This is a genomic window from Pseudomonas sp. ASL3, from assembly GCF_056680425.1.
Genome location: NZ_CM155281.1, coordinates 3899322 through 3924489 on the forward strand (window position 1 = coordinate 3899322; position 25168 = coordinate 3924489).

Sequence of the window (25168 nt, forward strand, 5' to 3'; positions counted from 1 at the left end):
CCATTCGCCACCGTGCTCCCCGCGCGCCCCTCAATCCTGCGAGGAATTGTCATGGCGCGCAAGAACCAGCAGAAACGTTTTGAAGTGGTTCACCCTCATTGTGCGGGTATCGATATTGGCAGTCGCGAGCATTGGGTGGGGGTCAACCCCGACCAGAGCGACACCCCTGTCCGCTCGTTTAAAACGTTCACCGACGAGTTGCTCGCATTAGCCGATTGGCTCGAAGCGTTGAAGATCAATGTCGTGGCCATGGAGGCAACCGGGGTCTACTGGATACCGCTGTTTGAAATCCTCGATGCACGGGGCTTCGAGGTGTATTTGGTGAACTCCCGCGCCACCCGCCAGACCTCCGGGCGCAAATCCGATGTGCTGGACTGCCAGTGGATTTGGCAGCTCATGACCCACGGCTTGCTCAGAGGCGCCTTTCGGCCCGCCGACGACATTTGCTCGATGCGCTCTCTGGTTCGCCAGCGCGCAATGAAAGTTCGCGATCAGGCCAAGAGCGTCAATCGCATGCAGAAAGCCTTGACCCAGATGAACATCCAGCTAGCCACTGTCATCAGTGACATCACCGGCCTGACGGGCAAGAAAATCCTCAACGCGATCATCGGCGGCGAGCGTGATCCGTACGTATTGGCCGGTTTTCGAAACGGTCACATCAAGGCCGATCATGAAACCATTGCCCGCAGCCTGCGCGGTAACTGGCGAACCGAGCATCTGCATGCCCTGGCTCAGGAAATGGCGACGCATGATTTTCTGGAACAGCAAATTGCCGAATGCGATCAGGCCATCGCTCACGCCATTGATCGACTGCCGGTATTGAACGATGAACCTCTGCCGCCGGCCAAGACACTGCGCAGCCCGCACCGCTCGTCAGCCGAGCAAGCCCGTTTGCACCGTGCGCTGGGAAAAATAATGGGCGTTGATTTGACCGCTATTCCCACCATCGGCGTCGAAACCGCTTTGGCACTGGCGAGCGAAATCGGGCCTGATTTATCGCGATTTCCCACGCAACAACACTTCTGTTCCTGGCTCGGCCTGGCACCTGCGACCCGGATATCCGGCGGCAGGCAGCTGCCTGGTAGTCCGCCAAAGGTCTCGAATCGAGCCGCGCAGGCCTTGAAGCAGGCCGCGTCCAACGCGCGCAACGACAAGAGCTTCATCGGCGCCAGCCATCGAGCCCGGTTGGCGCGCATGGATACCGCGTGCGCCATCAAAGCCACCGCGCATCAACTGGCCCGCCTGATCTACGTCATGTTGACCAAAGGCCAACCCTACGTGGAGCGAGGTATGGAAGCCTATGAAGCCGAGAGTCGACACCGTCAACTGCGTGCCCTGGAACGCAAGGCACACAAGCTTGGGATGCAGTTAGTTATGGCCAAATAAAAGGCATAAAAAACAATGCGTTATTTTTTGTTTGATGAGAGCAGGCTTGCCTGCGAATGCCCCACCGCAATCTGCCGTATAATCGCCGCCTTTCCTTCAAGAGCGTCGGCACGTGGCAAATAAACGGTACAGCTGCATTGGTTTGTATAACCCAAAATCCCCGGAGAACGTCGGTTCGGTGATGCGTGCGGCTGGCTGCTATGGCGTGGCTTCGGTGTTCTACACCGGCAAACGTTATGAACGCGCCCGCGACTTCGTCACCGACACCAAAAAAGTCCATCAGGACATCCCGCTGATCGGCATCGACGACCTGAAGAAAATCATTCCCCTGGGTTGCGTCCCGGTGGCGGTGGAACTGGTCGAGGGCGCCCGCTCCCTGCCCGAATACACCCACCCGGATCGCGCGATCTACATCTTCGGCCCTGAAGACGGCTCGCTGGACAAAAGCATCCGCGACTGGTGCGAAGACGTCGTGTACATCCCCACCACCGGCTGTATGAACCTGGCCGCGACCGTCAATGTCGTGTTGTACGACCGCATGGCCAAGGGCAACAACACCCGGTCCGGCCCCAAGTTCTGATCTACTGTGAGAGCAAATTTATTCACGTGAAGGGGCGGCAACAGCCCTACTGCAACAACGTGCTCGCCAACACCTTCGACGGCCCACCGATGACGCTTTCGCTGAGCTGGATGAATTCTTTGGTGCTCACGGTATCGAGTCGCATCAAGCCCTGACTGACATCATCGAGCGACTTCTCATTGCGGGTCTGCTGGCGGATTTCACTGTCCAGCTCCTGCAGTAGCAGCACTGCACGAGCCACGGTCGCGGCATCGATCCGCTCACCGCGCAGGGTCGCCACCTTGCGACTGGACCTGGTCAGGTTCATCTGCACGTTTTGATAACGCTCCTCGCTCATGCCACCGGCACGGCGCACCAGTTCAATGGCGTAATACTCGGCGATGCCGTCGCCGATCCAGTCGTGGCGACTGTCGTTGATCCGACCGAACACATGAACCAGTTCGCGCACCAACGGGCTGGTGCCGTTTTCGTTGACCACCGGTCGACCGCTGTGGAGGTAAATCGAATTATTGGCCGCCACGGCACCGCGCCCCATAGGGTTAGCTGCGCCAACCACCAGCAGCTTGGGCGGATTACGCGGAAACACCGCCTGCACCTGTGGCCAGACGAACGTCAGCAGCGTCAGCACATCCATGCGGCGCATGCCCTGACCTTTTGGCGCGGTCACCGCAACGTCGGTTTCCCCCAGGCGAGTGCGACGGCTGCCCAGGGTGCCGGCCAGCATCCAGCCCGTCGGACGATCGAACAGGCGCGAAACGTTGTCGATCCGAAAGCGATTCTTGCCGATGCGCGGCCACTGGGTTTCGACGCTTTTCCAGCCGCTCGGCAGCTCGAACTCCAGGCGCGAGACCAGCTCGGTGCCATCATGCTGATCCAGACGGGCTCGGGGCACCAGATCCTCGCCGCGCATCAACGCCCAGTTCGGGGTCATCCGCGTGTCGAAGCTCATGGCCTTGTCTTCGGCCATTGTTGCCGGGCCGCGTGGATGACTGATGCGTACGCGATAGGTCAGGCTGGCCTTGCCGCTGGCCGGACGCCAGATACCGCGTTGACTGCCTGCCGTCTGCCCGGCATCGGCCTGCCACTGGCCATCCGCCTTGAAATCACTGTAGTCGCCGTTGCTGCCCAGATCGAAATCGAAACTGCGCACCGCCGAGCCCTGCGCCAGGGTCAGGCGTACTTCGGCCTGATCACTCTGGGGTAACAGCTTGACGTGATAATCCAGATCGACTTTCTTCGCGGCCAACAGCGGTGTACTGATGAGCAGCAACACCAGGGACAACGGCAGTGTGTAACGCACGGGTTTACGGCTCCTTGTAAACATGACTCCTCAGCCCGCGCGGAAAATCAGGTGCTCTTCCCAATCATCTTCGGACACGCTGTTCTCGCTGAGCATGCGCCCGGACTGAGAGATGCGCTCGTGGTGGACCGCCTCGCGATCACCGCACACCAGATGGTGCCAGAGCGGCAGATCCTTGCCTTCACTAACCAGTCGGTAGCCGCAGGTCGGTGGCAGCCACTTGAATTCGTCGGCTTGGCCCGGCGTCAATTGAATGCAGTCCGGCACGGTCGCACGACGATTGCTGTAATCGGTGCACTGGCAGGTTTTCAGGTCCAGCAACTTGCAAGCAATGCGCGTGTAGTAAACGCTGTTGTCCTCTTCGTCTTCGAGTTTTTGCAGGCAGCACAGACCGCAGCCATCGCACAGCGACTCCCACTCGTCCTGATCGAGTTGTTCGAGGGTTTTGCGTATCCAGAAAGGTTCGACTTTAGCGGCCATGGGTTTGGGCAATCAGCATCAAAGAATGAAAAGGCCGCCAGTCTAGTGGCACGCGAGACGCGGGCCAAGTGCTGGCGACTGTCGGTAAGGTCGGGCTTGTCAGATGGCAGGCGGCAAAGTAGCTTTGTGAGCCCGATTTCGACGATGCCTGCCGTCCACGGCCCATCTCGCTGCGCGCGGCAAGGCCCGATGGGCGCCCTGCTGGACTTCCTACCTTTTATCATTCAGTCAGGATATTAATGAGCATTAATTCCCGCATCGCCGATTACCCGATAGACCCGCAATTCACCGATCGCTGGTCGCCACGCGCCTTCACGGGCGAGGCCATCCCCGAGGAAACCCTGCTGAGCTTTTTTGAGGCCGCACGCTGGGCACCGTCGGCCTATAACTCACAGCCATGGCGTTTTCTGTACGCGCGTCGCGACACGCCAAACTGGGAACGCTTCCTCGGCCTGCTCAATGAGTTCAACCGCGGTTGGGCGCAGCACGCGTCGGCACTGGTGATCGTGATCTCGAAAACCACCTTCACCGCGCCCGGCGCCGCGGAAGAAACCCCAGCCTTGTGGCACACCTTCGATACCGGTTCAGCCTGGGGTCACCTGGCCCTGCAAGCAAGCCTGAGCGGCTGGCACACCCATGGCATGGCTGGTTTCGATCAGGAACTGACTCGCAAAGAATTGAACATCCCTGAGGGCTATGCCCTGCACGCAGCCGTAGCGATTGGCAAACTCGGCGACAAGTCGACCCTGGCTGATTATCTGCAAGCCCGAGAAACCCCGAGCCCACGTCGCCCGCTGTCGGAGCTGGCAGCCGAAGGCGATTTCAGTTTGTAAGCGCTGGACTCTTCGCAGGCAAGCCTGCTCCCATCAAACAACCTATAAGCCGTTGAAAAATAAAGAGTATATTTTATGGAATTTTCAGCCTGACGCTAATTCCTTGTAGGAGCTGACTTGTCTGCGATCCAGTGCGAAGCGCTGGCAAAAATAGTGAATTCACCACCGCTGGAAGGTCCTTCGGCCCTTATCGCAGACAAGTCAGCTCCTACGCCCTCCGGGCAGAATCGAGACCGTGTTTGCTGCGCGACAGCGCGGCGTCGAAGACGGGGCGGGCCCTCCCACAGGGTATATGTGATCTCTGTGGGAGCAGGCTTGCCTGCGAAAGAATGCCGGTTGTAAGGGGACTGATTTATTTTCAGCGCCTTATCGAAAATCAATCTGTCTCCGCTGGTCAGGTCGGGGACAGATTGATTTTTCAAAGAGCGCGAAAAAAAAATCAGTCCCCTCACCACTCAATAGCCCCGAGAAAAATCCACTTCGCCGCGCAACGCTTCTCCCGCCTGAAACGCCCGCAAATTATCGACAAACAACTGCACCATCGCCGCTGGCGAAGTAGGCGCCGAGCTGTGTCCGGTCAGCAGCAAGCCCCAGGCGGTCCAGAACGGGTGACGCTGCGGCAACGGCTCCTGACGGCAGACATCAATCACCGCACCTGCCAGGTGCCCTTCCTTCAGAGCCTCGACCAGATCGGCATCGACCACCGCCACGCCGCGCCCGACGTTGATGAACAAACCCGTCGGCTTGAATTTGGCGAACAGCTTCGCGTCGTAGATGTCGTGGGTTTCCGGGGTGTTGGGCAGCAGATTGATAACGTAATCCACCTCACCGACCAGACGCTCCAGATCCGCCAGACCGCCCACTTCGACGAACGGCACCTGGGTCCGTGGTGTCGAGGCGATGCCGTACAGCTCCACACCGAATGGCAGCAGGAATTGCGCCACGCTCAGGCCAATATCGCCGGTACCGACGATCAACGCCTTGCGCCCCGCCAGGCTCTGGCTCAGGCGGTTGTCCCATTTGCGCTCAACTTGGCTGACCAATCGCGCCAACACTTCACGCTCATGACCGAGCAAGTAGGTCAGCACAAACTCTGCCATGACCTGACCAAAGATGCCCACGGCACGGGTCAGACGGTATTCCCGGGGCAGACCTTCAGCCAGCAACGGCGTGACCCCGGCCCAGGTCGATTGCAGCCATTGGGGGGTATGCCCCTGGCGCAACAAGGTGGCCAACAGATCAGGCTGGCCCAGCCAGATCGGGCAGTCCGCGGCCAACCGCGACAGCTCGGCCGAATCGCCCGTGCTCATCACCTGGATGTCGGGTGCAACCTGGCCAAGCAATTGGGTGTAAAGGGGGTAATCGTGTTCAGCGATCAGAACGCGCATGGCTCAAAACCTATAAAAACAGAACATGCGCCCGTCGACAGGGTTCGAGCCCATCGATATCGGTCGCACTCAAGAAGCAGTTCAGACACGCCCAGCAACGCCAGCGCGTTAGCCGAGCGCCCATTACAACGGATCGTTGCGTCGCAGCAGCTCTTCGGGCAGATGCTCGATGTACTCGTCTTCTGCCGGTGGCATCTGCAGGTGATAACCCTGTTTGTCGAGATTCTCAAGTACTTGATCGATGTCCTCGCGAGAGAGCTTGCGCGCAGGGCTGAGGACCAGATCGAAGGTGTGGGTCGGCGGACCGAAGGCGATCAGCAAGTCTGCCGGCACTCGCTTGAGTGCATCGCTTTTGAGCACATAGAGGTACATCTCGTTTCTACGCGGGCTTTTATAAATGGAACAAATACGTTTCAAGACTGTTCTCCAGCAGTGGCCAGGCTGTCGAGCAGCGCCTGGCCCATCAGCTCGCGGCGCCAGCCACGCAGCGAGTCGGGTAATTGATAGGGACCGTTGGGGTAGCCACTTTTAAGCAAGGCTTCGAGGGTCTTTTTACGCAACATCAGTTCGGGAGCCATGTTCAGCTGCTCTGCGTGTTGCTGACCAATCATGCGCAACGTCTTCAAGATCGCAGACGCTTCGATCGGCAGAGGCTCGGGCAGCGCAGGCGGCCACTGTTCCGGCGGCAGACTGGCGGACGCCTTGATCAGGTCGAGCAGGAACTCACCATCCTGACGCACGGTTTTTGGGTGAATGTCGTCGATCTTCGCCAATGCGGCAAGGTTGTCCGGCTGGGTTCTCGCCAAGGGCCAAAGTGAGTGCTCACGGACAATCCGGTTGCGCGGCAGGTTACGGGCCCGCGCTTCACGTTCGCGCCAGGCACACAACTCGCGCAGTACCGCCAACTGGGCGCGGGACAGTTTCCACGCCAGCTTGGCTTCACGATAAAGCTCGTAGGGATCGGTCTCGCGACGAAGGTTGGCAACCAGCTCGGCACCGTCATCGAGCAGCCAGGCGTGTTTTTCTGCAGACAGCTTGGGCTGCAGGATGCTGTAGACCTCGGCCAGATGCACCGCGTCTTCAGCGGCGTAGCTGATCTGGGTCTCGGAAAGCGGACGCTGCAACCAGTCTGAGCGGGTTTCGCCCTTGGGCAGCTCAATCCCCAGCACCTCCTGAACCAGACGCGAGTAGCCCATGGAAAAGCCGAGGTTCAGGTACGCGGCAGCCAACTGCGTGTCAAACAGTGGCGCGGGCAGACTGCCGGTCAAACGCAGTAGCACTTCCAGGTCTTCACTGCAGGCGTGGACCACTTTGATCACGGCAGGGTTTTCGAGCAATGCGGACAGCGGCTGCCAATCGTTGATCAGCAACGGATCGATCAGATAGGCGCGAGAGCCGTCACCGATCTGCAGTAACGCGGCAATCGGATAAAAAGTGTCGACCCGCATGAATTCGGTGTCGAGGGCGACAAATGGCAATGACTGCCACTCGACGCAATGTTGGGCGAGGCTGGCGTCGTCGCGAATCCAGTGAATATCGATGGCCACACGGCTCTCCCTTGAAGAATGGCGCGCAGTATATATCGCCCTCACCTATTACCGCGCATTCGCACTGCAAGTCTTGAACAACTTCCTGCGATACACCGTGCGAGTCAGACCGGTTATCGGATTAAAACCTATGCCTTGCGCAGCACATAGACCCGCCACATCGCATAGCCGGGCAGAAAATCATTGTGGCCGAGGATCTGGAAACCGGCCTGTTCGAATTCGGCCTCTATAGCCGCCTTGCTCACCACAAAGCGGTTCATCCTGGAGGCCGCCGGCTCAGCGCTTGCCCGGACACGCTCCAGACGCTTGCGTCGCCAGGACTTGATGTTGCCATCGACCCACAGGGAAACGATGACGGTGTCACGGGTCACTCGATGGAATTCGCGCAGGATAGCCGAACGACGATCACCATCAGCGACGTGGTGGAACAGACGCATGCAGAAAATGCAGTCTACGGCGTTGGCAGAGAGGTCAATGGAAAACGGCGAGGTCTGGAACGTCTTGATCCGTTTGAGCTTCTCGGCGGGAAAACCGGCCTCGGCGATAGCGAGCATCTCCGGCGAATGATCCGCCGCAAGAACCACCCGATTGGTATGTTCAGTCAGCACTGACCAGAAACGACCAACGCCACTCGGCAAATCAAGGACCAACCCCGGCTCACCCGCCACTTTCAAGGCCTGACGGGCCAATTGCTCATCACGCCAGAGGGCCAGCCGCCCTGAAAAACCTGAAGGGTGCTTTTCCAGGTAACGCTGAGCCTTCGCCTGCGAGCGCTTCCTGGAAAATTCATGATCTATCGGTGAGGGTGGTTGCGCGGACATGGCCAACAGACTCTATATAGAATGATCATCAGATAACCGACTAAAAGCCAACGATACGGGTGAAAGTCTGTGCGCTATTGGCGAACCAACACACCGTCACTCGGGGCTCCACGACAGCCAGCGAACATATCCAGACTGGGGTTATAAACTTTACTGTTAACCTGCAACAAACCGATCATTGAATGAAACAAGTTGTCCTGACTCAGCGGTGCATTTTGCGTTTTCTGTAAGCACTGGGTATTGACCGAAAATGCTTTCTGATAAGCCTCGGAAAACCAGACCATCATGGGCACATGTTTTTGTTGATCAGGCGCCAGCATGTAAGGTGTGCCGTGCAGAAACAAGTTGTATTCGCCCAGCGACTCGCCGTGATCGGACAAGTACATCATGGCGGTATCGACCTTATCCTGCTTGCTGCGCAATATATCGATCAAACGAGCCAACACATGGTCGGTGTACAACAAGGTATTGTCGTAACCATTGACGATACTTTCCCGACTGCACTCATTCAGGGCATTGCTTTTGCACACCGGGGTGAATTTTTCAAATTCCTTTGGGTAGCGCTTGTAGTATTCAGGACCGTGACTGCCCATCTGATGCAGTACCAGAACGGTGTCCCGATTCAGGTTATCAATAAAACTCTGCAGGCCCTGCAACAGGATTTCGTCGCGGCATTCATTATTGGCACACAGCACCGGGTCCGTGAGATTGCTGACGTCCTGGAAGGTCACGCGATCGCAGGTGCCCTTGCAGCCTGACTGATTGTCACGCCAGACCACATCCAGCCCGGCATGCTTGAGCACATCGAGCACGCCCTCCTCATTCTTGGCCTTGTCGGCCTTGTAGGCCTTGCGCCCCATGTCGGAAAACATGCAAGGCACTGACACGGCCGTTTCGGTGCCACAGGAATACACATCGGAAAAAGCGATCAGGCCTTTCTCTTTCTTTAGTTCCGGAGTGGTATCGCGAGCGTAGCCCAACAGTCCGAAATTCTCGGCCCGCGCACTCTCGCCTACCACCAATACCGTCAACGACTTACGTGTATGCCGCTCCCAGTCAGACGAGCGCTTGGCATCTTCACCAATCGCCACGAACGGCTGATGCGCCGACGAGACCTGTTCACGCATGTACCCCACCGACGCGCTGATATAGTTACTCGGCACGACCATCAAGCGCAGTTCGTGGTGGTTGCGAAACAATGACGACAGGCCCTGATAGTTTACCAGCGCAACAACACCGATGAGGCTGGCACACACCACGCTGACCAACCCCTTGCTGATCAGCTCATGGTGCCAGCGACGATACTTGATCGGGGTCTTCCAGAGTATCAGAGACGGCAAGACCCCCAGCAACAGGATATAGAAGCCCATCTTAAACGACAGCAAGCCTGTTACTTCAGCGGGGTTGGTCTCGGCAAAGTTACGAAACATCCCGGCATCAATCATGACGCCGTATTGATTCATGAAATAAGCAACCGCGGCGCTGATAAAAAATAATAATGTCAGCACCGGCTTTAATACACGACTGAACGCCAACAAGGTCAATACGATATTAAAAATGCAGAATACCATTACGCCGAAGGCAATGCGCATGGCCATGCCTTTCCAGTCGGAGTCTGTGATCGCAAAAAGATGCTGCCACAAAGCGACGTTGAACCCGAACAACAAAAAGCAGCTGGCGAGCAAGGTAACGAGTTCAGGACGTAAAGCTTTTACATTCAGCATGAATACCTGCTAGATAAAATTAAAAAACGCCAGAGCAGGTCGAGTCAAAAAACTCCTCCGACGTAGCAAACTTTAATCAATCCAGCATCAATTTTTTGTGAAATGGGTGCAAATAAAAGGCCTGGAGCGGTTTCTTTTTCCGTAGAACAACAGACCCCAAAAAAAAGCCAGGCTTCTCATATGCACACCTGACAACTGGATTCCGCCCTAAGCCTGCTGTAAATACCAGCGCCAATCCTGCTCACCCACCGCCCCCATAAACTGCCGGTATTCCGCACGCTTGACCGCCAGATAGACCTGCAAAAACTCGCTGCCAAAAACATCCCTGGCCCACGCTGAGCCTTCCAGCGCGCGCAAGGTCGTCAGCCAGTCGGTAGGCAACAGTTCCGTGGCTTGCGCATACCCATTGCCCTTGACTGGCGCGCCGGGGTCGAGCTGTTGGCGAATACCCACATGAATCCCCGCCAGGATCGCGGCCGCTGCGAGATACGGGTTGGCATCTGCGCCGCAGATGCGGTGTTCGATATGTCGGGTGTAGGCCAGGCCACCCGGCACGCGCAGGCTGACCGTGCGATTGTCCACGCCCCAGGTCGCGGCCAGTGGCGCATAGCTGTTGCTCTGAAAGCGTCGATAAGAGTTAGCGTTCGGGCAGAACAGCAACAGGGAGTCAAGCAAGGTCGTGAGCATCCCGCCCACCGCCTGACGCAACAGCGGCGTGCCGTCGGGGGCCTCGCTGGCGAACAGATTGTTGCCGTGCTCATCGGCGAGGCTGACGTGCATGTGCATGCCGGTGCCGGCCAGCTCATCGAACGGTTTGGCCATGAAGCAGGCAATCATCCCGTGTTTGTGCGCCACGCCTTTGACCAAGCGCTTGTAACGCACCGCTTCGTCCATCGCCTGTAAAGCATCGGCGCGGTGCTCGAGGGTGATCTCCACTTGCCCCGGTGCGTATTCGGAAATCGCCGTGCGTGCCGGAATCCCTTGCAGTTTGCAGGCGCTGTACAGGTCGGCGAGAAACGGCTCGATCTGCTCCAGCTCGCGCAAGCCATACACCTGAGTCGCCACGGGTCGCCCGCCGTCGACATCACGGTGCGGCTGCGGGCGGCCATGGCTGTCACGCTGGCGATCAAGCAGATAAAACTCCAGTTCCGCCGCCATCACCGGGTAGTAACCGTCGGCTTTGAGCCCATCGATGACCCTGGCCAACAGGCGGCGCGGGTCCGCGACCGACGCCGGCATCCCTTGTTCAGGGTGCATGCTGACCTGCACCGCAGCGGTGGGAATCTGCCGCCAGGGCATGCGCTGCAAACTGCCGGGCAGTGGATAGGCGCGGCAATCGATATCGCCCACATCCCAGACCAACCCTGAGTTTTCGACATCGTCGCCATTGATGGTCAGACCCAGAATCGTACTCGGCAACGGCCGACCGCTTTCATACACCGCGAGCAATTCATCGCGGTGCAACAACTTGCCGCGCGGCACGCCGTTGTTGTCGAGGATGAACAATTCGAACATCTCGATATCGGAATTTAGTTCAAGAAAACTCAAGGCTTCTTGCGGGGAGGCAAAACTCATGGCGATTCACTTTTCCGTGCCGGCAAGCATTCGAGCGCCTGCCAACTGATAAACACACACTTCGCCGGACGCCAAAACGCGTCAGGCAAATGCTGATGAGGGTTTAACCAGAAAAAGAGATATCCGGTGGACGCGCATGGCGGCAATGCCACAACGCCCAAAAAGCCAATTCAGAAGGGAGCGCGCAGATAGCTGACGTTGAACGACCAGGCACCGAAATCGAGGAAGGATGCTGACGCGGTGAAACCCACGCCACGGCTGTTTCAGCCAAAGCTCCTTCAACCGAAACTCCGTGCTTGATCCTGCCGTCCAAACCATCCATAAAAAACGCCGCAGGCAATTGGTGAGGTGCAGCGTCACACAGCGCCTAAAGATCGTTAAATCCAGTTTTGACAATGCTGGGTTACAAGCGGACTAAATATTAGCCCTACGGTTCGACTAATTCCAGGCCCCTCACCTCTGGTGCGGGGGCCTGCTTTATTCAGGACTCAGGATTCAGCCGCGGATCACAGTCTGCTTGGCATAAGACTCACGATCCAGATCCACCACCTCGACACTCAGCTGCACTTCGACATCCGCAGGCCAGGCACAAACATCCTTGAGCACCGCCAACAGGCTCTCCGACAGCAACTTTTTCACCTCCGACGATCGACCACTCAATACCGCCAGCTTCAGATGCACAAACCCCCGCGACGCCGACACCGTCCCCACCTGAAAAGCACTCAGCGGAATCGCTCGGCTCTTGATATCCATCTCTGCCGCAAAATGCCCCGAGATCAGCAACGCCTGATTCAGCACCAACAGCGCCTTGCTCACATCAAGCTGCGGTAGATTAGGGGTGTATTCCATCGTTAAATGCGGCATGGGAATTCTCTGGTCGTGACGGGGGAAAAGTGGACAGGACGTTAAACCTTTTGGGGTTGGAGGGGCAAGTTGGCAGGTACCAGATCAATCGTGGTCCGCCCCCAGTTTCAATTTTTAAGGACTGATAAATCAAATAGGGAGTTGAGTTGATGCTGATAGACCATGTTTTTATCCGTGCATGTCCCGGAGCGCCAGAAGCTGATTTTTTAAGGAAGTTTGGCTTGGTAGAGGGCTCGAATAACAAGCATCCTGGGCAGGGTACAGAAAACCGAAGATTTTTCTTTCACAACGCGTTTATCGAGTTAATTTGGATAGCGGACAGAGATGAAGCGCAAAGCGAAGAAACGCGGCCAACGATGCTTTTCGAGAGGTTGTCTGAGGGCATGGGAGAGGCTTCCCCGTTTGGCGTTTGTTTTAGACCCGGCATGAACGAACCACTCATTCCCTTCCCCAGCTGGGACTACACGCCGGCCTATTTGCCTGCGGGGATGAAAGTGGACATTGGCCAACATGTTCCGCTGTCAGAACCTATGTGGTTTTTTCTTTCAAAAGGCGTCCGGCCCGATACGTTGCCAAGCGAAAGACGACAGCCTCTCGCGCACGAAATTGGATTTGTCGAAATGACTTCACTCACATTGACGATGCCCAAGACCGAGAAGCTCTCAGAACCTGCGCTTGCTGCCAGCCGCATTGCCGACGTCAGGTTCGTTGAAGGCGACGAGCATCTTCTTGAAATCACCTTCGATAATGCGGCAAGGGGCCGTTTTCAGGATTTTCGTCCTGTTTTACCATTGGTTTTTAGATATTGATTCGCTCGGAGCTGAGCAACAGGTATCTGCAACGGGTCGATGACGAACATTCCTCTTGCCACTGACGCAGGCTGGCGGCATTGGCTAAAGGCTCAGCGTTCATATCAGCTGCCGGTCAAGGTCATTGGCGCGTTTTTTTTCTGTAAAAAAACCCCGCCGAGGCGGGGTTTCCCAAGACCATTCCAACATCCTGTCGGTAGCCATCCAGGCAATGGTCGATCCTCCTTGATCCTGCAGCGCTTCCTGCGCCGCAGTTGATGGAGTCAGATTACTGCCTCCACCTGCTTGGCAATAGAGCGAACCTCCTCATTATCGTGTAAGCCTTTCGCCATGCTGAATCGCTACGAGCAGCTATTGGCCCAAAACAATCATCGAGTAACGCTTCTACGCTAATAGAGTGAGCTCGACCCGCGAGGAAGCCATGAAAGTCACCCCCCGATTGGCGCTTTTTAACATCGTGTCGACCCTTGCCTATCTCGGGCTTACCGTTCTAGGCGCGGGTGGATTTGCTGCCGTCGTCTCCCACCCGGCCCTGGTTGTCATTGGGCTAACGACCTTTGCGCTGGTTGGCCTGTCGCTCTTTACCGAAGGGAATTTGAGCTCTGGAGAACGTGAGGACCGGGCCAACCGCTGGGTGCTTCCGGTCTTTGGAGTGATCGGCCTACTGTCCTCCTTTCTTCCCGCCTATACGGACCGTATGGACGTCTGGACGCTCGACGGTGAGGCCATGCGCTGGTTTGGCGTCGTTCTCTTTATCGCCGGAGGTGCGCTACGGATCTGGCCAGTCTTTGTGCTCGGCAAGCGATTCAGCGGACTTGTCGCCATTCAGCCCGGGCATACGCTGGTCACCAGCGGTGTGTACCGCACCCTCCGCAACCCCAGCTATCTGGGGATGCTCATCAACTCGCTGGGGTGGGCCCTCGCCTTTCGTTCAGGTGTCGGTGTATTACTGGCGGCGCTGACACTCCCTCCGCTCATCGCGCGCATACGCGCCGAGGAGGCGCTGCTACGCATGCATTTCGGTAGTGAATATGAGGCTTACTGCGCGCACACATGGCGGCTGATTCCGGGGCTTTATTGATGTAAGCAGGTTATCGAAAAAAATCAGGGCTGGGCGATGCCCATGATCCGGTTACCCATACTCACGCCCCAGTCCCCCATGCGTTTACCCTCGGCGAGTTGCTGTTGTTGCCAACCCAGCAGGGCTATGTCGATGTCGGCGCTGTCGTCAATGGTCTGAGCCAGAGAGAGTGCGTTGGCGGCAGCCCTTGCGGTGCTACCGGCCGTATGCGGGCGGGGTACGAAGGCAGCATCGCCGGTCAACAGCACACGGCCAAAAACCATTTGCGTGACTTTGAAATCGAGGATTGCCTGCACGAAAATGTCCTCGGTCTGGCGAATAAGCTCCCGGAACGCCGGGTTGGCAAGCTGTTCGCCCCTGTCACGGATGTAAGCTTCCTGCTCGGCAGCCAAAGCCCCTGGTGGAATCGAGTGGCTGCGCCGACGGCCATCGCGGTCGGTGAGTACGGTGTCAAGTTGCGGCCCTTGCGCGGCTTTCAAATACCAGAGCCAGTTGAACCGGCGCTCGCCGGGGGTAACCGAACCGTTCAGACCCGGCACCATGTACTCCAGCATCAACGACTCAGGGTCCTGCTGGAACACAAAGTCTTCAAAGATCTGCGCCTTGGCAAACTCGGGAAGGCGGCTTTCATCGACCAAACCGCGCCAGACCACATAGCCCGAATACGACGGTCCCACCCCCGGCAGCAGCAAGCTACGCACGGTTGAACCCGCGCCATCGGCACCAATCAATAAGTCTCCCTCGGCGCTGCTACCGTCTTCAAAAATCGCAGTCACTCGCTGCTCATTTTGAGTGAGATCAACCAGCTTCATGCCACGGTGATAGTGCTCCGCAGGAAACGCATCAAACAACGTGTTGTAAATCGTGTTCCAGGAGGTCTGGGTTTGCGGCATGTGCTGCTGATGCACAACGGTGCCCACCCGGTCGAGGTACAGGCGGTCATGGGAGCGTACACCCAGTGCTTTTGTCGGTTTGATACCGGTATAGCGCAGGTGCTGCAACACGTCCGGTTGTAAAACGATGCCACCGCCACGGCTGTCCATCGCCGCGGGTGAGCGCTCGAAAACCTCCACCTGCCAGCCGATGGCGCGCAACGCTGTTGCCGCGAACAAACCGCCCAGGGAACCGCCGATCACCAACGCTTTTGGAGCGGTTGAAACCTTCATTACGTTCTCCTCGTGTGTGACCGATGGCGCCGTAGTACTTGAGTCATCACTTCAATGGGCTGCGCGCCATTGATCACCTCGTCACCAATCTGGATGCTCGGCACCGACCGCACACCAGACGCTTTGGTCGCGGCTTCGAGCCCCAGCACTTCAGCAGTGCCTTCGCTGGAGTTAAGGAAGTCGAGGGTGTCTACTCGTTCCAGGCCGGTTTCGGCAGCAATATCGGCCAGCACGTTGAGGTCACCGATGTCCCGGCCCTCGCCGAAGTAGGCCTTGAAAATCGCTTTCACCAAGGAGGTCGCATCTTTGCCAGCTTGCTGTTGGCGCCATACCAGCCGATGCCCCGCCATGGTATTCGGCGTTTTCTCGGCCCGCGCATAGTCAAATGTCAGGCCGACAGCCTGGCCGGCGTAAGTGACCTGTGCGTCCATGGCCTGGCTGCGTGCCCAACTGCCAAACTTGGCTGAGCGATAGGCCTTGCGGTCCATGCCCTGCACAGGCATGTCCGGGTTCAATTGATAGGGCAGGAAGGTGATATGCCTGTCGGCTGAAAGGTCCGAAGCAGCAAGGGCGCGCTCCAATTTTTCCCCGCCGATCCAGCACCATGGGCAGATGAAGTCGTAAGTCACTTGAATATCGGAACTGACGCTAGTGGATACTTGCAGGTTCATGGCGGTCTCCGGGGTTAAATGTTTTCACACCCCCAAGATAGGCGCCGACGAGCCTTCAGAGAATCCGCCCGCTGCGCAACGTTGCGTTGCACAGAAAGCAACGGTCGGGAGATTAGACCCCAGGCAGGCTTTGAGGCTTGAGCAACTCGCTGAGGAAATCGATAAATGCGTTGACACGTTTCGAGCCTCGATGATTTGGCAGATACAAGGCAGAAATCGCCGAACTCGCGTTGTTCGGATTGACCACGAAAGACTCGAATAGAGCCGTTAAGTGGCCACTGCCAACGTCATCATTGACGAGCCAGTCGGGGAGCAGCGCCACCCCGCCATCTGCTACAGCAACTTCCCGCAACACCTCGGCGTTGTTGCTCTTGAAGCGCCCATCGACCGGCACTCGGGTTTCGTCGCGCCCCTTTATAAAGGTCCAGACCTGTTGCTGCGGACCATAACTGAAGCGCATGCACTCATGATGCAGGAGGTCCATGGGCTCTTCGGGGAATCCTCGATCATTCAGATACGCAGCACTGGCGACCACCCGACGCCGAAAATGACCGATCGGACGACTGACTACGCCGTCCATAGCCGCTGCCGAGCCCAGACGGATCGACAAATCAACGCGCTCGCCGAGCAGATCGACGATGTCGTCAGAAAGGGTCATGTCCAGTTCGAGTTTCGGGTAGCGGTCGAGAAGCGAGCCAATATGAGGGGCGATGAGGCGCCGCCCAAACGCCACCGGCACAGAAATACGCAGCTGTCCTGCGGGGGCTTCGCCACGGTCCGTGACCGATGCATCAGCGTCGGCCATGGCATCGAGAATCTCTCGAGCCTTCAGGTAATAGGCGGCTCCGGCATCGGACAGCGTGACTTGACGGGTTGATCGGTTCAGCAGTACAGCGCCGAGTTCTGCCTCAAGCCCGTCGATCATCCGCGTGACAGAAGATGTCGCCAGGCCTAGTTGTCGTGCTGCGGACGAAAAGCCCTTGGAATCCACCGCCTGGACGAACATCTTCAATGCGAGCAGCTTGTCCATACACACTCCTTTGAGTCTTTATTCTTGCTGAGCAGCTTCTGAACATGCCCACAACGATGAAACATTAAGAGACCACGATTTCCGGTTGAATCATCGGGCATGCGCCGGATCAATCGTGGTCTGTCCCACGTTTCGTTGTAAGCGTCGCCCTTGAGCATGTTATGTTTTAACTCATCGTTTTGGCCCGCGGAGATATTCCTCCAATGCAGAGTTCCCCTCCAGATGACTTACCCGTCTATCGCCTACTGACAGGCAAGGATGACGCTGCATTCTGTCGTCGTGTGTCCGAAGCACTTGCACTGGGATATCGCTTGTACGGATCGCCCGCCGCAACATTCAACGGTGAGCATGTTGTGGTCGCGCAGGCCATTATCTGGCCTCAAGGCGAATAAGCGCTGCAAGCTATCGGCTTGGTTTGCTCTGTTTCACCGGCCCAACTGTAGATCGCACCCGGTCGAACGCTTGTCGCCATTCGAATTGAGGCCATGCGCGAAAGTCTGGAGCGCATAGGACGGTTTGATCCCGCGCGTGCGCGAGAGCGCTTTCGCAATAGTTTTTCTGTCTCGCACACTCGCCACATAGATATTTTCGGTGAACGGGTTGGTTTTTTTGTAGCCAAGCCACACGCCAAGGAATTACTGCTCGATCACCTATATGTCAAACCGAGTGCGCAAGGAGAAGTAGATGAACAAGGCACCTCTGGAAACAGGCACTTTGCACCTTCTATGCGGCAAGATCGCGTCGGGTAAATCCACCCTTGCAAAACAGCTGTGCCGCTTGCACAACGCAACCTTGATTTCGGAGGACAGCTGGTTAGCCCTTCTCTATCCGGACGAGATCAAAACGGTGACTGACTACGTTTGTTACAGCAAGCGGCTGCGCGAAGCGATGGAACCTCACGTCATTGAATTATTGCGTTGCGGCGTTACGGTGGTATTGGATTTTCCGGTGAACACCATCGCGGACAGGCAACGGTTGCGCGACCTTTCAGAGAAGGCTGAAGCGGATCATCGCCTTCACTTTCTGGATGCCGATGATGCGACCTGTCTTACCCGATTGCGAGAGCGGAACGCGTCGGGCAATCACGCTTTCAATACGAGCGATGCGGATTTTGCTTTGATTACAAAGTATTTCGTAAGACCAACAGAGGATGAAGGGCTCCGTATCGTTTACAGCATATAGACATCGCGAAGCATTAAGAGGTAAGCCACGACTTCTGATTGGGTCATCGGGCATGCGCCGGATCAATCGTGGTCTGCCCCAGTTTTTTCAGTTTGCTACGCAACAGCGCGACGCGGTCTCGATTCTGCCCGGAGGGCGTAGGAGCTGACTTGTCTGCGAAAGGCCGGGGTCGCGTCCGACACGAAGGACCTTCCAGCGATATCGTGTCCAACCATTTTGCGACTGCTTCGGTCGGACGCGACCCCGGACCGATCGCAGACAAGTCAGCTCCTACAGGGGATCAGCGTCTGGTTGAAAATTGAATAAAATTTATTATTTTTTTTCAACGAGTTAAAGGTTGTTTGATGAGCAGGCTTGCCTGCGAAGACAATGGATCAGTCACAGATATTTCCGTAGACCGCACCGGCCTCTTCGCAGGCAAGGCTGCTCCCACAATTTTTGTGCCTGACACTGATCCACTGTGGGATCAGGAGGGGCGACACTCAATCCTGAGCAATCCGATTCTCAAGAACCTCAATCCCGGCGATTTCAATACGAACCGTATCTCCCGGTTTCAAAAAGCGCGGTGGCGTCCAACGAGAAGCGGCGGCTCTTTCGAAACCGCCGCGACTTTTACATACAGCGATCCGCGTGTGTTATTTCGGCGCGTATTGCATCTCGCCAGCGCCGAACGACCAGTCCTCGCGATTGACATCGACCAGGCTGATCCAGACATCGTTTTTGCTGATACCGGTTTTCTCGCTGATGCCTTCAGCGACGGCTTTGTAAAAGGCCTTTTTAACCTCAACGGTGCGTCCGCTATTCCACGTCACCTGGATGAACACAATTTTAGGGGTGTAGGTCACGCCTAGATAACCGGCTGCCGGGTACACCAACTCATCCGCCGCGTGCCGGTTGATGATCTGGAATTTGTCATGCTCCGGTACGTTGGCGATGCGGGTCATGGCGTCATAGATCACATCGCTGATGGCCCGAACGACTTCAGGCGACGTGTCTGCGGCTACATCAATTCTGGCTAATGGCATGGTGGGACCTTTCTAAAATAGAGGCAGGAAAAAGGGCTGCGTGGCACCCGACTAAAACTAGTCTCGACGATAATTTTCCACAAGCGCATAATTATTTAGTTAATTATGAGATTTACGCATGCTAATCGAAGACCTGAAGGCGTTCGTCGCAGTGATCGATCACAACTCCCTCACGCGAGCCGCCCAGGCGCTGTGCCTGACGCAATCGGCCATCTCGCGCAGGATTCAGCATCTTGAAGAATCCCTCGATGCCAATTTGTTTGACCGCACCAGCCGGCCGCCCAAAGCCACCGCGCTGGCGCATCGGATCTATCAACATGCGGTTGTGCTGCTGCGCGATGCCGAACACTTGCTGAACGTGCCACGTGAGGGCGCAGCCCCTACCGGGCCCTTCCGTTTGGGTTTTACCCAAGTTGTCGCGGATGCGGTGCTGTTCGACGTGGTGATGAAAATGAAGGCGGAATTTCCGGAACTGGAAGTGCAGCTGCATACCGATTGGAGTTCAGGCCTGCAACAACAGATTCACAACGGCAGTCTCGACGCTGCGACCTTGATGCTGGCCGCTCCCAGCAGACTGCCGGAGGGGTTTTCCGGTCGATTTATCACCACCCTTGAAGTGCTGGTGGTGCAAAGCAAACGCAAACCGCTGGTTAACAGTGACACCGACGTGGAGATACTCGCGAACCAGCCATGGATTCTGAACCCGGAGGGGTGTGGCTATCGGGCGGCGTTGGAAAGGGCGATAGAGAGCACGGGGAAAACCATTCGCCTGAGCGTCGACACCCATGGCACCGAGATGCAACTGCGCATGGTTGCTGCCGGCCTGGGTTTGGGATTGGTGCCTCGTAGTGTGCTAAGCCAAAGCAGTTCCTGGAACGAACTGACGGTGGTCAACGTCAACGACTTTTCCCTGAGCCTCGACATCTGGTTAGTGCACCCCAATCAGTTGGGCAACTTAAAACGCGCCACTGAAATCCTCGGCCAGACTGTTGCCGAAGGGTTTGAGAATCACGAAAAAGTTGCCCAGCGAACGTCGACTCCAGATGCTTCACTTGCAGGATTCACCCATGCGCCTTGATCAATTACCCACCACAGACGATCTCGCCAGCCTGATTGTCGCGCTGCAGCAGATCGCCCCTTTGCTCGATGCCATGCCTGGCGTGGTGTTTTTCATCAAGGATGTTCAGGCGCGTTATGTGTTGGCTAACCAGACCCTGGCCCAACGCTGCGGCCTGAAGGACAAGCACGAGCTGGTGGGACGCACGGCCGAGGAGGTGTTTCCCCCCAACCTGGGCCCCTTCTACACCGAACAGGACCTGCAGGTGTTGAGTGACGGCAGCCCGTTGAGCGACCAACTGGAGTTGCACCTTTACCCTGGGCGCCAGCCGGGCTGGTGTCTGACCCACAAGTTGGCGGTGCGCGACCGCGAGGGTGAAATCATCGGCATGGCGGGCATCTCCCATGACCTGCAAGCAGCGCAATCGACCCATCCCGCCTACCAGAAGCTGGCCGCCGTGGATGCGCATATTCGCGCGCACTACGACCGGCCGATCAGTCTTGCGGACCTGACGGCTATCGCCGATATGTCCGTTGCGCAGCTGGAGCGCCAATGCAAACGGATCTTTCAGCTCACCCCGCGACAGATGATTCACAAGGCCCGTCTCGGTGCCGCCTCGCAGCTGCTAACGGGTGAGCTGGCGATCACGGACATCGCGTTACGCTGCGGCTATACCGACCACAGCGCCTTCAGTCGGCAGTTCAAGGCACTCACGGGTCTGTCTCCGAGCCAATACCGTCAAGCCAGCCTCTGAACGCTGTGCTGATTTCGTCATCCAGACCCACGAAATCCTTCAAGCCGTTTTCCCGCTGACGCGCCACTCTTGCATAGGCATTTCCTGTGCAGGTGTAGGCATCCATGAAACGTATCCGTGTCATCGACTCACACACCGGCGGCGAGCCAACTCGACTGGTCATCGACGGCTTCCCCGACTTGGGCAGCGGCAGCATGGCCGAGCGTCGGCAGGTGCTGGCCGAGCAATTCGACGACTGGCGCGCCACGACGATGCTCGAACCTCGGGGCAACGATGTGCTGGTCGGGGCGCTGCTTTGCCCACCCGTGGACCCCGGCGCCTGCGCCGGTGTGATTTTTTTCAACAACACTGGTTATCTGGGGATGTGCAGCCACGGCACCATTGGCCTGATCATTTCCCTCGCCCACCTGGGTCGTATCGAACCGGGACTGCACCGGATCGAGACACCGGTCGGCATGGTGGAAGCCACCTTGCATGACGATCGCTCGGTCAGCGTGCGCAACGTCCCGGCTTACCGCTACCGCAAGGCGGTGCGCGTCAAGGTACCCGGGCATGCCCCGATCAGCGGGGACATCGCTTGGGGCGGCAACTGGTTCTTCCTGATCGCCGATCATGGGCTGGAGGTGTCCAACGACAATCTGGAAGCGCTGACCGCCTATTCCTGGGCCGTACGTCAGGCGTTGGAAGATCAGGGCATCAGCGGAGAACACGGCGCTGTCATCGACCATATCGAACTGTTTGCCGAGGACAGCCAGGCCGATAGCCGCAACTTCGTCCTGTGTCCCGGCAAAGCCTATGACCGTTCGCCCTGTGGCACCGGCACCAGTGCCAAGCTCGCGTGCCTGGCCGCCGACGGCAAGCTGCAACCGGGTGAAGTCTGGCGTCAGGCCAGCGTCATCGGCAGTCAGTTCGAAGGCAGCTACCAATGGCAGACGGAGGGTGAGCCGCAGATCATTCCCACCATTCGGGGTCGCGCGCATATCAGCGCCGAAGCCACGTTGCTACTGGAGGACGACGACCCCTTCGCCTGGGGCATCCGCCCGTGAATGGGCGCTGCCAACGCCGCGTGACGTACGAAACACCATGAAATCCATCAGGAGGCATCATGAGCAGAACAGTCAATTGGAGCGGTGTATTTCCCGCCGTTACGACCCAATTCCGCAGTGACTTCAGCATCGATTTTGAAGCCACCCATACAGTCATTCAGAACCTGGTACGCGACGGCGTTTCCGGCCTGATCATCTGCGGCACCGTAGGTGAAAACACCTCCCTGAGCACCGAGGAAAAAATCAGCCTGGTGGAAGTTGCCAAAGACGCATCGGCCGGTCGCGTACCGGTGTTGTCCGGTATCGCTGAGTTCACCAGCGCCAATGCCACCAAGGTGGCGAAGGAAGTCCAGCGCGTCGGTGCCGACGGCATCATGCTCATGCCTGCGCTGGTCTACTCGTCCAAGCCGTTCGAGGCGGCCGCGCACTTTCGCAGTGTGGCTACGAGCATCGACCTGCCGGTGATGGTCTACAACAATCCACCGATCTATAAGAACGACGTTACCCCGGACATCCTGATTTCCCTGGCCGACTGCGAAAACATCGTCTGCTTCAAGGATTCCTCTGGCGACACCCGCCGCTTCATCGACGTGCGCAACCAGGTGGGTGACCGCTTTGTGTTGTTTGCCGGGCTCGACGACGTGGTGCTCGAAAGCATTGCAGTCGGCGCTGTAGGCTGGGTCTCAGGGATGTCCAACGCCTTCCCGAAAGAAGGTGAGACGCTGTTCCGCCTGGCACGTGATGGTCGTTTCAAGGACGCCCTCCCGCTGTATGAGTGGTTCATGCCGCTGCTGCACCTCGATGCCCGTCCCGACCTGGTGCAGTGCATCAAGCTGTGCGAAGAACTGGCCGGCCGTGGTAGCTCGATCACCCGTCCGCCGCGCCTTGCCTTGCCAGACATCGATCGCGAGTTCGTCGAAGCGCTGATGAGCAAAGCCCTGGCCAACCGCCCAACACTGCCGGAGGTGGGGTTGTAAAGCCCCACAGATTGAGGCCAAGCACAAATCCTCCCGTAGGAGCTGCCGAAGGCTGCGATCGGCCGGGAACCGGTCGTCGTGTTTGATCTTCATGAAGGTCCTTCGGACCTTATCGCAGCCTTCGGCAGCTCCTACAGGGGATAAGCGCTCGGCTGAAAATTTCATAAAATTTATGCTTTTTTCAATGAGCTATTGCTTGTTTGATTGGAGCAGGCCTCACACTCGCATCGGCAAGAATCATCTCAGCCGCCTTCTCGGCAATCATCAGCGTCGGCGAGCAGGTGTTGCCCGAGGTAATGGTCGGCATGATCGACGCATCCACCACGCGCAAGCCGGCAATCCCCCGCACCCGCAGACGCTCATCGACGACGGCATCGCTGCCCTGCCCCATTTTGCAGGTGCCGACCGGATGGAAAATCGTCGTGCCGATGCTACGGGCGGCCTGACGCAACTCATCTTCGCTTTGCAGGCTCGCGCCGGGCAGATATTCCACGGGCTGAAAACTCGCCAAAGCCGGTGCAGCGACAACGCGCCGGGTCAGGCGTATCGCGTCGGCAGCCACTTTGAGGTCGGCGTCGTGGCTCAAATAATTCGGACGAATCGAGGGTGCCTCGTCCATGAGTGCAGAGCGAATTTCAACCGTGCCGCGACTCTGTGGACGCAGATCGCAGACCGACGCGGTGAACGCGGGAAACGAGTGCAGCGGTTCGCCGAAGCGCTCCAGCGACAAGGGTTGTACATGGTATTCAAGGTTGGCCGAGCGCTGTTCGGGGCCCGAGCGAGCGAAAGCGCCCAATTGGCTCGGCGCCATTGCCAGCGGGCCGCTGCGATTGATCGCGTAGCGCAGGCCCATGTTCATCTTGCCCCAGAGGCTGCCGACCATCTGGTTCAGCGTTTGACCATTGCTGATTTTATAGATCAACCGCAGTTGCAGGTGATCCTGCAGATTGCTCCCCACGCCTGGCAACTCATGGCGCACGCCGATGCCCAGCTTCTCAAGCAAGGGTCGCGGGCCTATACCGGAGCGCTGCAGCAGCGTCGGCGAACCGATGGCGCCGCAACACAGGATGATCTCCCGGCGAGCGCGCACGCGCTGCTCCTGCTGCTCGACACGCGCAACGACGGCACTCGCGCGGCCGTTTTCCAATTCAATGCGCGACACCTCCGCGCTCGTCAAAACCGTCAGGTTCTTGCGCTGCGCGACAGGTCGTAAAAATGCCTTGGAGGCATTCCAGCGCACCCCGCGCCGCTGGTTGACCTGGAAGTAGCTGCAACCTTCATTGTCGCCGCCGTTGAAATCCGCGGTGGACTCGATGCCGGTCTGCGCCGCGGCCTGGCGAAAGGCATCAAGAATGTCCCACGACAGCCGCTGCTGTTCCACCCGCCATTCACCGCTCGCGCCATGCACGTCAGAATCACCGGCGTAGTGATTTTCCGAACGTTTGAATTGGGGTAATACGTCTTGCCAGCCCCAACCGGCATTGCCTTGAGCGGCCCAGCCATCGTAATCACTGGCCTGGCCGCGCATATAAATCATGCCGTTGATCGACGAGCAGCCGCCCAGCACTTTGCCCCGAGGGTAGTTGAGCGAGCGACCGTTCAGACCAGGCTCGGCTTCGGTTTTGAAGCACCAGTCGGTACGTGGATTGCCGATGCAATAGAGATAGCCAACCGGGATATGAATCCAGGGGTAGTTGTCCTGCCCGCCGGCTTCAAGCAACAGCACACGATGTGCGGGGTTTTGCGAAAGCCGATTGGCCAGCAAACAGCCGGCGGGCCCGGCGCCGACAATCACATAGTCGTAGAGCACACTCGTCGATTGCATGCTGCCCTCGTTGGTCTTTTTGTTGTTATCCGAGGCCAAGCTATAAG

General features: G+C 57.6%; 25 protein-coding genes and 1 pseudogene. 12 read left to right on the plus strand and 14 right to left on the minus strand.

The features are described 5' to 3' along the window. Nucleotides 1–51 precede the first annotated feature (51 nt). Nucleotides 52–1386 (plus strand): IS110 family RNA-guided transposase, encoded by a 1335-nt coding sequence (locus tag AC1MEE_RS18060; RefSeq protein ID WP_480410955.1) that lies wholly within the window; start codon nucleotides 52–54, stop codon nucleotides 1384–1386. Nucleotides 1387–1498: 112 nt separating this feature from the next. Next, complete coding sequence (locus AC1MEE_RS18065) at nucleotides 1499–1966, plus strand: RNA methyltransferase (protein WP_480410956.1); 468 nt, start codon at nucleotides 1499–1501, stop codon at nucleotides 1964–1966. Nucleotides 1967–2012: 46 nt separating this feature from the next. Here the strand turns inward: AC1MEE_RS18065 and AC1MEE_RS18070 are convergent, their stop codons facing one another. Next, nucleotides 2013–3290, minus strand: coding sequence for a hypothetical protein (locus tag AC1MEE_RS18070; RefSeq protein WP_480410957.1), 1278 nt, complete (start codon nucleotides 3288–3290; stop codon nucleotides 2013–2015). 6 nt (nucleotides 3291–3296) lie between these two features. Beyond that, nucleotides 3297–3746 carry a YcgN family cysteine cluster protein gene (locus AC1MEE_RS18075; protein WP_480410958.1) on the minus strand — a complete coding sequence of 150 codons (450 nt, stop codon included), beginning with the start codon at nucleotides 3744–3746 and terminating at the stop codon, nucleotides 3297–3299. Nucleotides 3747–3985: 239 nt separating this feature from the next. On the opposite strand from AC1MEE_RS18075, the gene AC1MEE_RS18080 reads away from it, so the two are divergent. Beyond that, nucleotides 3986–4579 (plus strand): nitroreductase family protein, encoded by a 594-nt coding sequence (locus AC1MEE_RS18080; RefSeq protein WP_480410959.1) that lies wholly within the window; start codon nucleotides 3986–3988, stop codon nucleotides 4577–4579. Between the two features lie 455 nt (nucleotides 4580–5034). On the opposite strand, the gene AC1MEE_RS18085 is transcribed toward AC1MEE_RS18080, so the two are convergent. From AC1MEE_RS18085 to AC1MEE_RS18115, 7 genes are all read right to left on the minus strand, one after another. Next, nucleotides 5035–5967: a D-2-hydroxyacid dehydrogenase gene (locus AC1MEE_RS18085; protein WP_480410960.1), complete on the minus strand. Its 933-nt coding sequence runs from the start codon at nucleotides 5965–5967 to the stop codon at nucleotides 5035–5037. A 123-nt stretch (nucleotides 5968–6090) separates the two neighbouring features. Further along, complete coding sequence (locus AC1MEE_RS18090; RefSeq protein ID WP_480410961.1) at nucleotides 6091–6384, minus strand: YcgL domain-containing protein; 294 nt, start codon at nucleotides 6382–6384, stop codon at nucleotides 6091–6093. Beyond that, nucleotides 6381–7514 (minus strand): ribonuclease D, encoded by a 1134-nt coding sequence (gene rnd, locus AC1MEE_RS18095; RefSeq protein WP_480410962.1) that lies wholly within the window; start codon nucleotides 7512–7514, stop codon nucleotides 6381–6383. The genes AC1MEE_RS18090 and rnd overlap by 4 nt, the downstream gene beginning before the upstream one ends. A 128-nt stretch (nucleotides 7515–7642) precedes the next feature. Next, complete coding sequence (locus tag AC1MEE_RS18100; RefSeq protein ID WP_480410963.1) at nucleotides 7643–8335, minus strand: class I SAM-dependent methyltransferase; 693 nt, start codon at nucleotides 8333–8335, stop codon at nucleotides 7643–7645. A gap of 74 nt (nucleotides 8336–8409) precedes the next feature. Further along, nucleotides 8410–10059, minus strand: coding sequence for a phosphoethanolamine transferase (locus AC1MEE_RS18105; protein WP_480410964.1), 1650 nt, complete (start codon nucleotides 10057–10059; stop codon nucleotides 8410–8412). A 207-nt stretch (nucleotides 10060–10266) separates the two neighbouring features. Continuing rightward, a complete protein-coding gene (locus AC1MEE_RS18110) occupies nucleotides 10267–11634 on the minus strand; it encodes a glutamine synthetase family protein (RefSeq protein WP_480410965.1) in 1368 nt (455 codons plus the stop codon). Nucleotides 11635–12129: 495 nt separating this feature from the next. Continuing rightward, nucleotides 12130–12498 carry a 5-carboxymethyl-2-hydroxymuconate Delta-isomerase gene (locus AC1MEE_RS18115; protein WP_480410966.1) on the minus strand — a complete coding sequence of 123 codons (369 nt, stop codon included), beginning with the start codon at nucleotides 12496–12498 and terminating at the stop codon, nucleotides 12130–12132. 149 nt (nucleotides 12499–12647) lie between these two features. Here AC1MEE_RS18115 and AC1MEE_RS18120 point away from each other — a divergent pair, with 149 nt between their 5' ends. Further along, nucleotides 12648–13307: a VOC family protein gene (locus tag AC1MEE_RS18120; RefSeq protein ID WP_480410967.1), complete on the plus strand. Its 660-nt coding sequence runs from the start codon at nucleotides 12648–12650 to the stop codon at nucleotides 13305–13307. Nucleotides 13308–13728: 421 nt separating this feature from the next. Beyond that, complete coding sequence (locus AC1MEE_RS18125; protein WP_480410968.1) at nucleotides 13729–14388, plus strand: methyltransferase family protein; 660 nt, start codon at nucleotides 13729–13731, stop codon at nucleotides 14386–14388. 23 nt (nucleotides 14389–14411) lie between these two features. Here the strand turns inward: AC1MEE_RS18125 and AC1MEE_RS18130 are convergent, their stop codons facing one another. The 3 genes from AC1MEE_RS18130 to AC1MEE_RS18140 form a co-directional block, all read right to left on the minus strand. Next, entirely contained in the window at nucleotides 14412–15554 is a 1143-nt protein-coding gene (locus AC1MEE_RS18130) for an FAD binding domain-containing protein (RefSeq protein ID WP_480410969.1), read from the minus strand. Next, nucleotides 15554–16225 (minus strand): DsbA family oxidoreductase, encoded by a 672-nt coding sequence (locus tag AC1MEE_RS18135; protein WP_480410970.1) that lies wholly within the window; start codon nucleotides 16223–16225, stop codon nucleotides 15554–15556. The genes AC1MEE_RS18130 and AC1MEE_RS18135 overlap by 1 nt, the downstream gene beginning before the upstream one ends. A gap of 112 nt (nucleotides 16226–16337) precedes the next feature. Continuing rightward, complete coding sequence (locus tag AC1MEE_RS18140) at nucleotides 16338–17255, minus strand: LysR family transcriptional regulator (protein ID WP_480410971.1); 918 nt, start codon at nucleotides 17253–17255, stop codon at nucleotides 16338–16340. 203 nt (nucleotides 17256–17458) lie between these two features. Here AC1MEE_RS18140 and AC1MEE_RS18145 point away from each other — a divergent pair, with 203 nt between their 5' ends. From AC1MEE_RS18145 to AC1MEE_RS18155, 3 genes and pseudogenes are all read left to right on the plus strand, one after another. Beyond that, nucleotides 17459–17647, plus strand: a complete 189-nt coding sequence (locus AC1MEE_RS18145) for a DUF1737 domain-containing protein (RefSeq protein ID WP_480410972.1) — start codon at nucleotides 17459–17461, stop codon at nucleotides 17645–17647. Nucleotides 17648–17740: 93 nt separating this feature from the next. After that, nucleotides 17741–17932 (plus strand): annotated as a pseudogene (locus AC1MEE_RS18150) (GNAT family N-acetyltransferase); the annotation flags it as partial. 7 nt (nucleotides 17933–17939) lie between these two features. Continuing rightward, nucleotides 17940–18437: a P-loop nucleotide/nucleoside kinase family protein gene (locus AC1MEE_RS18155; RefSeq protein WP_480410973.1), complete on the plus strand. Its 498-nt coding sequence runs from the start codon at nucleotides 17940–17942 to the stop codon at nucleotides 18435–18437. Nucleotides 18438–19072: 635 nt separating this feature from the next. Here AC1MEE_RS18155 and AC1MEE_RS18160 read toward each other — a convergent pair. Further along, nucleotides 19073–19462: a tautomerase family protein gene (locus AC1MEE_RS18160; RefSeq protein ID WP_480410974.1), complete on the minus strand. Its 390-nt coding sequence runs from the start codon at nucleotides 19460–19462 to the stop codon at nucleotides 19073–19075. Between the two features lie 118 nt (nucleotides 19463–19580). Between AC1MEE_RS18160 and AC1MEE_RS18165 the strand changes: the two genes are divergently transcribed. From AC1MEE_RS18165 to AC1MEE_RS18180, 4 genes are all read left to right on the plus strand, one after another. Further along, a complete protein-coding gene (locus AC1MEE_RS18165; protein ID WP_480410975.1) occupies nucleotides 19581–20540 on the plus strand; it encodes a LysR family transcriptional regulator in 960 nt (319 codons plus the stop codon). After that, a complete protein-coding gene (locus tag AC1MEE_RS18170; protein WP_480410976.1) occupies nucleotides 20530–21273 on the plus strand; it encodes a PAS domain-containing protein in 744 nt (247 codons plus the stop codon). The genes AC1MEE_RS18165 and AC1MEE_RS18170 overlap by 11 nt, the downstream gene beginning before the upstream one ends. A 104-nt stretch (nucleotides 21274–21377) precedes the next feature. Further along, nucleotides 21378–22319 (plus strand): 4-hydroxyproline epimerase, encoded by a 942-nt coding sequence (locus AC1MEE_RS18175; RefSeq protein ID WP_480410977.1) that lies wholly within the window; start codon nucleotides 21378–21380, stop codon nucleotides 22317–22319. A gap of 59 nt (nucleotides 22320–22378) precedes the next feature. Beyond that, nucleotides 22379–23296: a dihydrodipicolinate synthase family protein gene (locus tag AC1MEE_RS18180; protein WP_480410978.1), complete on the plus strand. Its 918-nt coding sequence runs from the start codon at nucleotides 22379–22381 to the stop codon at nucleotides 23294–23296. A 181-nt stretch (nucleotides 23297–23477) separates the two neighbouring features. Here the strand turns inward: AC1MEE_RS18180 and AC1MEE_RS18185 are convergent, their stop codons facing one another. Further along, the gene (locus tag AC1MEE_RS18185) at nucleotides 23478–25121 is read right to left on the minus strand and encodes a GMC family oxidoreductase (protein ID WP_480410979.1); all 1644 of its coding nucleotides are present in this window, start codon (nucleotides 25119–25121) and stop codon (nucleotides 23478–23480) included. Nucleotides 25122–25168: the final 47 nt, after the last annotated feature.